5 protein-coding genes are annotated in these 5,309 nt (G+C 61.9%); 4 read left to right on the top strand and 1 reads right to left on the bottom strand.

Going from position 1 to position 5,309, the window contains the following annotated elements; translation table 11 throughout:
- The 3 genes from VEZ52_RS04910 to VEZ52_RS04900 form a co-directional block, all read left to right on the top strand.
- Positions 1 to 2,609, top strand: a 2,609-nt coding sequence (locus tag VEZ52_RS04910) for a hypothetical protein (protein ID WP_324835795.1), incomplete at its 5' end; no start/stop codon positions are given.
- Between the two features lie 447 nt (positions 2,610 to 3,056).
- Positions 3,057 to 3,227 (top strand): hypothetical protein, encoded by a 171-nt coding sequence (locus VEZ52_RS04905; protein WP_324835794.1) that lies wholly within the window; start codon positions 3,057 to 3,059, stop codon positions 3,225 to 3,227.
- A gap of 1 nt (position 3,228) precedes the next feature.
- Positions 3,229 to 3,969, top strand: a complete 741-nt coding sequence (locus VEZ52_RS04900) for a ubiquinone/menaquinone biosynthesis methyltransferase (protein WP_324835793.1) — start codon at positions 3,229 to 3,231, stop codon at positions 3,967 to 3,969.
- A 103-nt stretch (positions 3,970 to 4,072) separates the two neighbouring features.
- On the opposite strand, the gene VEZ52_RS04895 is transcribed toward VEZ52_RS04900, so the two are convergent.
- Complete coding sequence (locus VEZ52_RS04895) at positions 4,073 to 4,270, bottom strand: DUF2065 domain-containing protein (RefSeq protein WP_324835792.1); 198 nt, start codon at positions 4,268 to 4,270, stop codon at positions 4,073 to 4,075.
- A 160-nt stretch (positions 4,271 to 4,430) separates the two neighbouring features.
- On the opposite strand from VEZ52_RS04895, the gene mqnB reads away from it, so the two are divergent.
- Positions 4,431 to 5,192, top strand: coding sequence for a futalosine hydrolase (gene mqnB, locus VEZ52_RS04890; RefSeq protein WP_324835791.1), 762 nt, complete (start codon positions 4,431 to 4,433; stop codon positions 5,190 to 5,192).
- Positions 5,193 to 5,309: the final 117 nt, after the last annotated feature.

Here is a 5,309-nt window from a genome sequence, read left to right as displayed (position 1 = left end):
TGGCCGCTGCACATAACCCCATGAGGTGGCGCATGGTTGCCAAGAACACCGCTGAAACCGATGACCAGATCATCGATCTCACAGAACTGATCGAAAAAGGCGAAGTTCCGGCAAACGATCCGTCCGAGCAGCCCCAGGCCGCTGCCGCCCCCGAGGTAGAAGCGGATCAGGAGGCGCTGAACGCGCACCTGCGCGGCCTTAATGATGGTTCAAGTGCTGCGGATGCAGAAATTGACGATCTGCTGGCACAGATGGACATCAAGGACGAAGGCCAGAGCGACACCAATGACGTGGCCCTGGACTTTTCCGCTCCGTCCACGCTGACCGATCATCCCATTGACCCCAATGAGCAGTTGCACATGCCGGGCATGGGTGATGTGGACAGTCTGCTCAATTCCCTTGATATCCCCCCGCAGCCGTCAGAAAGGGAAACGGAAGCGGCCGCATCTGCCAGCGCTAAACAGGCCGCAAGTCCGACCGCGAACCCAGCCGCAGATGATGCCGTGGACGCCCTGCTGAACGATTTTCATGCTGCTGCGCCTGCGCCTCAAGCGTCTGCTGAACCGCAGAACACTATTCCAGATCTGGACGAACTGCTGGCATCCGTGAGTCCCGCCCCGGCCACCGGGAACACAAGCGATATTGACGATCTGCTCAGCGCTGGCAACCTCGCAGCGGCAAAGCCCGAACCTGCAGCAGCACCTTCTGCTGCGCCCGCTGCGCAAAGTCCGGCCTTCTCCAACGATGATCTCGACAGCCTGCTGGCTGCTGCGGCCAATGGGCTGGATGTGCCCCCGAGTCCTGCGCAGGCCGCCGCCCCGACTCCCCAGGCTCCGGCACCTGCGGCAGCGGCTGCACCAGCACCCACTGCCAGCCCGGACATGGGCGTGGATATCGACAGCCTGCTGGCTGCCGCCGCTGACGATTTGCAGAGCAAGCTTGACGCGGCCCAGCCAGAAGCAGCTCCCGCGCCGCAATCAGCTCCGACACCGCAACCTGCTCCCGATCCTGCGCCAGCCACTGCTGCAATCCCTGATATGCCTGCCGACCTCGGCGTGGATATCGACAGCCTGCTGGCTGCCGCCGCAGACGATTTGCAGAGTAAGCTTGACGTGGCCCAGCCCGAAGCAGCTCCCGCGCCGCAATCAGCTCCGACACCGCAACCTGCTCCCGATCCTGCGCCAGCCCCTGTTGCAAGCCCAGATATGCCTGCCGACCTCGGCGTGGATATCGACAGCCTGCTGGCTGCCGCCGCTGACGATTTGCAGAGCAAGCTTGACGCGGCTCAGCCAGAAGCAGCTCCCGCACCAGCCCCAGCGCCTGCCTCGGAACCTCAGCCCGATCTGAATGCAGACCTCGACAGCCTGCTGGCTGCTGTGACCGGCGGTGCGGCCCCTGCCGCTGAACCACAGGAAGACATTTCCGATGTTCTGCTCCATCCCGAGCTGGAACTCATGACCGATGCCCAGCCAGAGCCTGTTGCTGAAACATTGCCCGCCTCTTTGCCCGAACTGGAACCAGTGCTGGAGCCCGTTCAGGAATCCCAGCCGGAACAGGCTGTGGAACTGCCCACAGATTTTGACGCCCTGCTGGCCGCCGCTACGGAACAAGCCGCCACCAACCATGCGGATATGGCCCCCACAGCTGTCGCCCCTGAGGATGCCGCCCCGGCAGGCATGCAGGACATAATGACAGACGCCTCCGCTCAGGCAGAATCCGATGTATTTGAAGCCGTTGCCGCCGCTGAACCAGCGCAGGCCGATGACCTTCCCCTGCTTGAACCCGATGAAATCCTGCCTCCAGATGCCGATATTCAGGCCGAGCCTTCCGTGGATGAGCCTGTCGGAATGGAACCTTCCGGAGCCGAACTTTTCATGGCTGAGCCTGCCGAAGCAGACGCTACTGAAGTGGAGCCTGCTGCGGCAGATATGCCGGAAAGCGCCGGGCAGTTCGCTTATGAACCTGCATTCAGGCCTCAGGCGGCCCCTGTTGCGGATTCGACAGATATTGCAGATGACCCGGCTGCCGCAGCTGTGTCCGGCGCAGCCCTTGAGGCTGTCATGGAACAGGCCAAAGAGGCCTCGTCCCACGCCATTGACGCATTTGCCCAGGCATTTGACGCTTCCACGCGTGCGGCAGATGCTGCCGAAACCGCCAGCAAGCTTACCGAACGAGTTGAGCAGTGCGAGGCCGCGCTTCAGGAAGCCGGGGATCGCATCATTGCGCTGGAAACCGCGCTGGAAGCGCAGATTCACGCATCGCAAGAGCTGGCCGCCAACAGCCTGCCCCGTCAGGAACTGGAAGACATGTTTGTCGAGGGCCATCCCCTCTACCAGAGCCTCATGGATTGCATCGCCAAGGCTGTTGCCGCAGCCCTGGCATCAGCTCCGGCCCCGCAGATTGAACATGACGATGCACAATCGCTTGTGGAAGAGCGCCTGCAACCCGTTGTCACTGCCGCCCGCAGCGCTACGGCGCGCATAGATGCCCTTGAGACCCGGCTGGATGCCCTTGAACCGCGCTTCAACGACAGGGTGGAACGGGCCGCTGCCGCAGCTGCGGCGCGTATACTGCGCGAAGAGATCGGCAGGCTGCTCGAAGATCAGTAGGGGGGCTTTTTGCCCTTTGCAGCGGACCGCAACCAGCCGCCGAACCATTCCGGATTGCTGGCGCCTGTTGGCAGCATACCTGCCCGTCTGCGCTGCGCGATTTTTGGAGAAGTCCCCTTGGCAACGCGCCTGCAAACCAAGCCAGCTTCGCCCCGGCCTAAGGCCCGGATTCAATCCCTGTGCCGTCAGCAACAAGTATTTCAAGGTTAAAAGGCTCCAGGCGCGCAGGCATGTCGGCCTTGCCAATGGCAGGCGGAACGCATATGCTGTTGCGCGGTTTCGTGGGCGCTGCCCCGCGATTCTCAATCAAAAAAACAAAGGGGCGGGGGCTGTTGCTTCCGTTTCTTAACCCGTCCAGGCAATACCCGCTGTGGGTCACGGCCGTTCCCCAAAGGGGCGGGTTTTTCATATTTGCCGCGCCCGTCAGGGCCGGAAGCTGAGGCCCGCATGGATAAGGATCGCAAGGAAGCCCTTCAGGTTGCCAAGGAACTGACCGCCAAATTCATAGAAACGCGCACGGTTTCCCCCAGCAATTTTGCTGAGGTATTTCCTTCGGTCTATCGCGTTGTCTGCACCGCTATCGGTGTGGATGCCGACCAGGACAAGGCCGGGAAATAACGTGGAATCTCCCCGCAACACCGCTACGGAAACTGTTGTCAAACCTGCGCACGATGCGGCTGTGGCAGGCATGTTTGGCCGTATTGTGCCGTTTTACGATCTGCTGAACCGCGTGCTAAGCCTCGGGCTTGATCAGTACTGGCGCAAGGTGCTCGCGCAAAACGTGCGCCTTGGCGATACCGGCCGCGTACTGGATCTGGCGGCTGGCACGCTGGATGTTTCCCTTGCCATTCGCCGCCGCCATCCCTCGGCCATTGTTCCGGCCATGGATTTCTGCCCGCCCATGCTGGTGCGCGGCAGCCGCAAGCTCAAGGACGCCAACGCCCGCAGTATTCTGCCCGTTGCCGCAGACGCCAAGCGCCTGCCCCTGCCCGATGCTTCTGTTGACTGCATCACCATTGCCTTTGGCATCCGCAATATTCTGCCCCGCGAGGCGGCTTTTGCCGAAATGCTGCGCGTTCTGCGCCCCGGCGGCAGGGCCTGCATTCTTGAATTCGGTTCCGGGCAGGAGCGCATCTGGGGTGGCCTGTACAACGTGTATCTCAACCACCTGCTGCCCAGGGTTGGCAAAGTATTTTCAAAAGATCCGGGCGCGTACGAGTACCTTGCCGATACCATCCGCAAGTTCCCCTCGGCCCTCAGCCTTGAAAAAGAAATGCGCGCCGCGGGCTTTGAACGTGCATGGCACGAAAAGCTCACTTCCGGCATTGTCTGCCTGCATGTGGGTGAAAAAGCGCGCTAGATCAGCTTGGCGCGAAAGAACATGCCGTTTTCACGACGCATGCCGCACAGCGGCATCTGAAGCCACGGGCAGCAGCCAGACGGGAGATGCAGGGAATCAGGTCTCAGCGCGAGGCCAGCGCCACCAGACCAAGCCCTGCGGCCAGGGCCACCAACCCGATAACGCGGAGGCGGCTTTCCGGCTGGGGCAACAGTTGCAGCAGGGCACGCCGCATGCCGCCGGGAAAGAGTGTCCAGCAAAGGCCCTCAATAATGATGGCCAGACCAAGAGCGCGGAGAAAAAGGGCGTAATCGAATTTCATGGTTTTCTGGTGACGGAAAACCCGCCTTTTGTAAAGGAACGAATCATGGCTGCTCACACGGCGCTGCAAAACGGCACAGACATGACCTGCGGGGAAAATCCCGCAGGCGCGTTCTGTCCAGCCCTGCGCCCGGCAAGCAGCAGCCAAAGGCAGTGATCCTGTGAGCCTGCTGCTTTGCGCCGCCACCGGGCTGGAACTGGCGAGCCTAGTGCCCGGGTTTTCTCCGGCGGGGCTTGCCGTCACAGCCGGGGAAACAACTGAAAGCCCGGCGAAATCCTGGCCAGAAATGCACCTCTGGCCCTTGCGCCTCAAGCATGGCGCCGCGCTGTGCTGCATTACCGGGGTCGGCCCCATTAACGCCGCTCTGGCCATGGGCATGGCCCTTTGCCGAGCTAAAGCCGAGGGTACTCCCATAACGGCTGTGCTCAACGCAGGTCTTGCCGGGGCCTTTGATCTGGCAGAACGTCGGCTTCTGGGATTGTGCATGGTGAGCGAAGAAATCTGGCCCGAATACGGCCTGCACGACGGGCGCTCCGTCACCGCCGAGGCTTTTGGCTTTCCGCAGTGGCAACCAGAGACCGGGCCTGCGGTGCGCAACCGTCTGTCCCTGGCAGGGCCGGAAGCGCTGGAACGCTTTGGCGCGCGGCAACAACCGGATGTTTTTTTGCCCTGCACATCGCTCACCGTTGCCGGGGTCAGCGCGAGTTTTGCCAGAGCGGCAGACCTGCGCGCCCGCTATCGGGCTGATCTGGAAAATATGGAAGGCTTTGCCGTAGCGTATGCCTGCGCCCGCGAGGGCATCCCCTGTGTGGAGGTACGCAGCGTTTCCAACAAGGTCGGGCCGCGCGCCAATGACGAAAAGGATTTTCCCGGCGCGCTGCGCGCGCTTACGCGGGTGTTGCCCGCGCTTAACCTTATCTGAGTAGCATATGATCCAACTGAAAGCACGTCTGGCCCTTGAGCTGCCCGGCATCAACCGCGCTCTGAACAAGGCAGTGGACACCCTGCCGGAACCGGTGCGGCCTGTGGCCCGGCACAT

The sequence above is a fragment of the Desulfovibrio sp. genome, from assembly GCF_035644575.1.
Lineage (GTDB): Bacteria > Desulfobacterota > Desulfovibrionia > Desulfovibrionales > Desulfovibrionaceae > Desulfovibrio.
This window is presented reverse-complemented; position numbering and strand designations above follow the sequence as displayed.

Coding starts and splice junctions, on each gene's coding strand:
- VEZ52_RS04905 (WP_324835794.1), top strand. CDS start 3,057: ATGGATAAGGATCGCAAGGAAGCCCTTCAGGTTGCCAAGGAACTGACC.
- VEZ52_RS04895 (WP_324835792.1), bottom strand. CDS start 4,270: ATGAAATTCGATTACGCCCTTTTTCTCCGCGCTCTTGGTCTGGCCATC.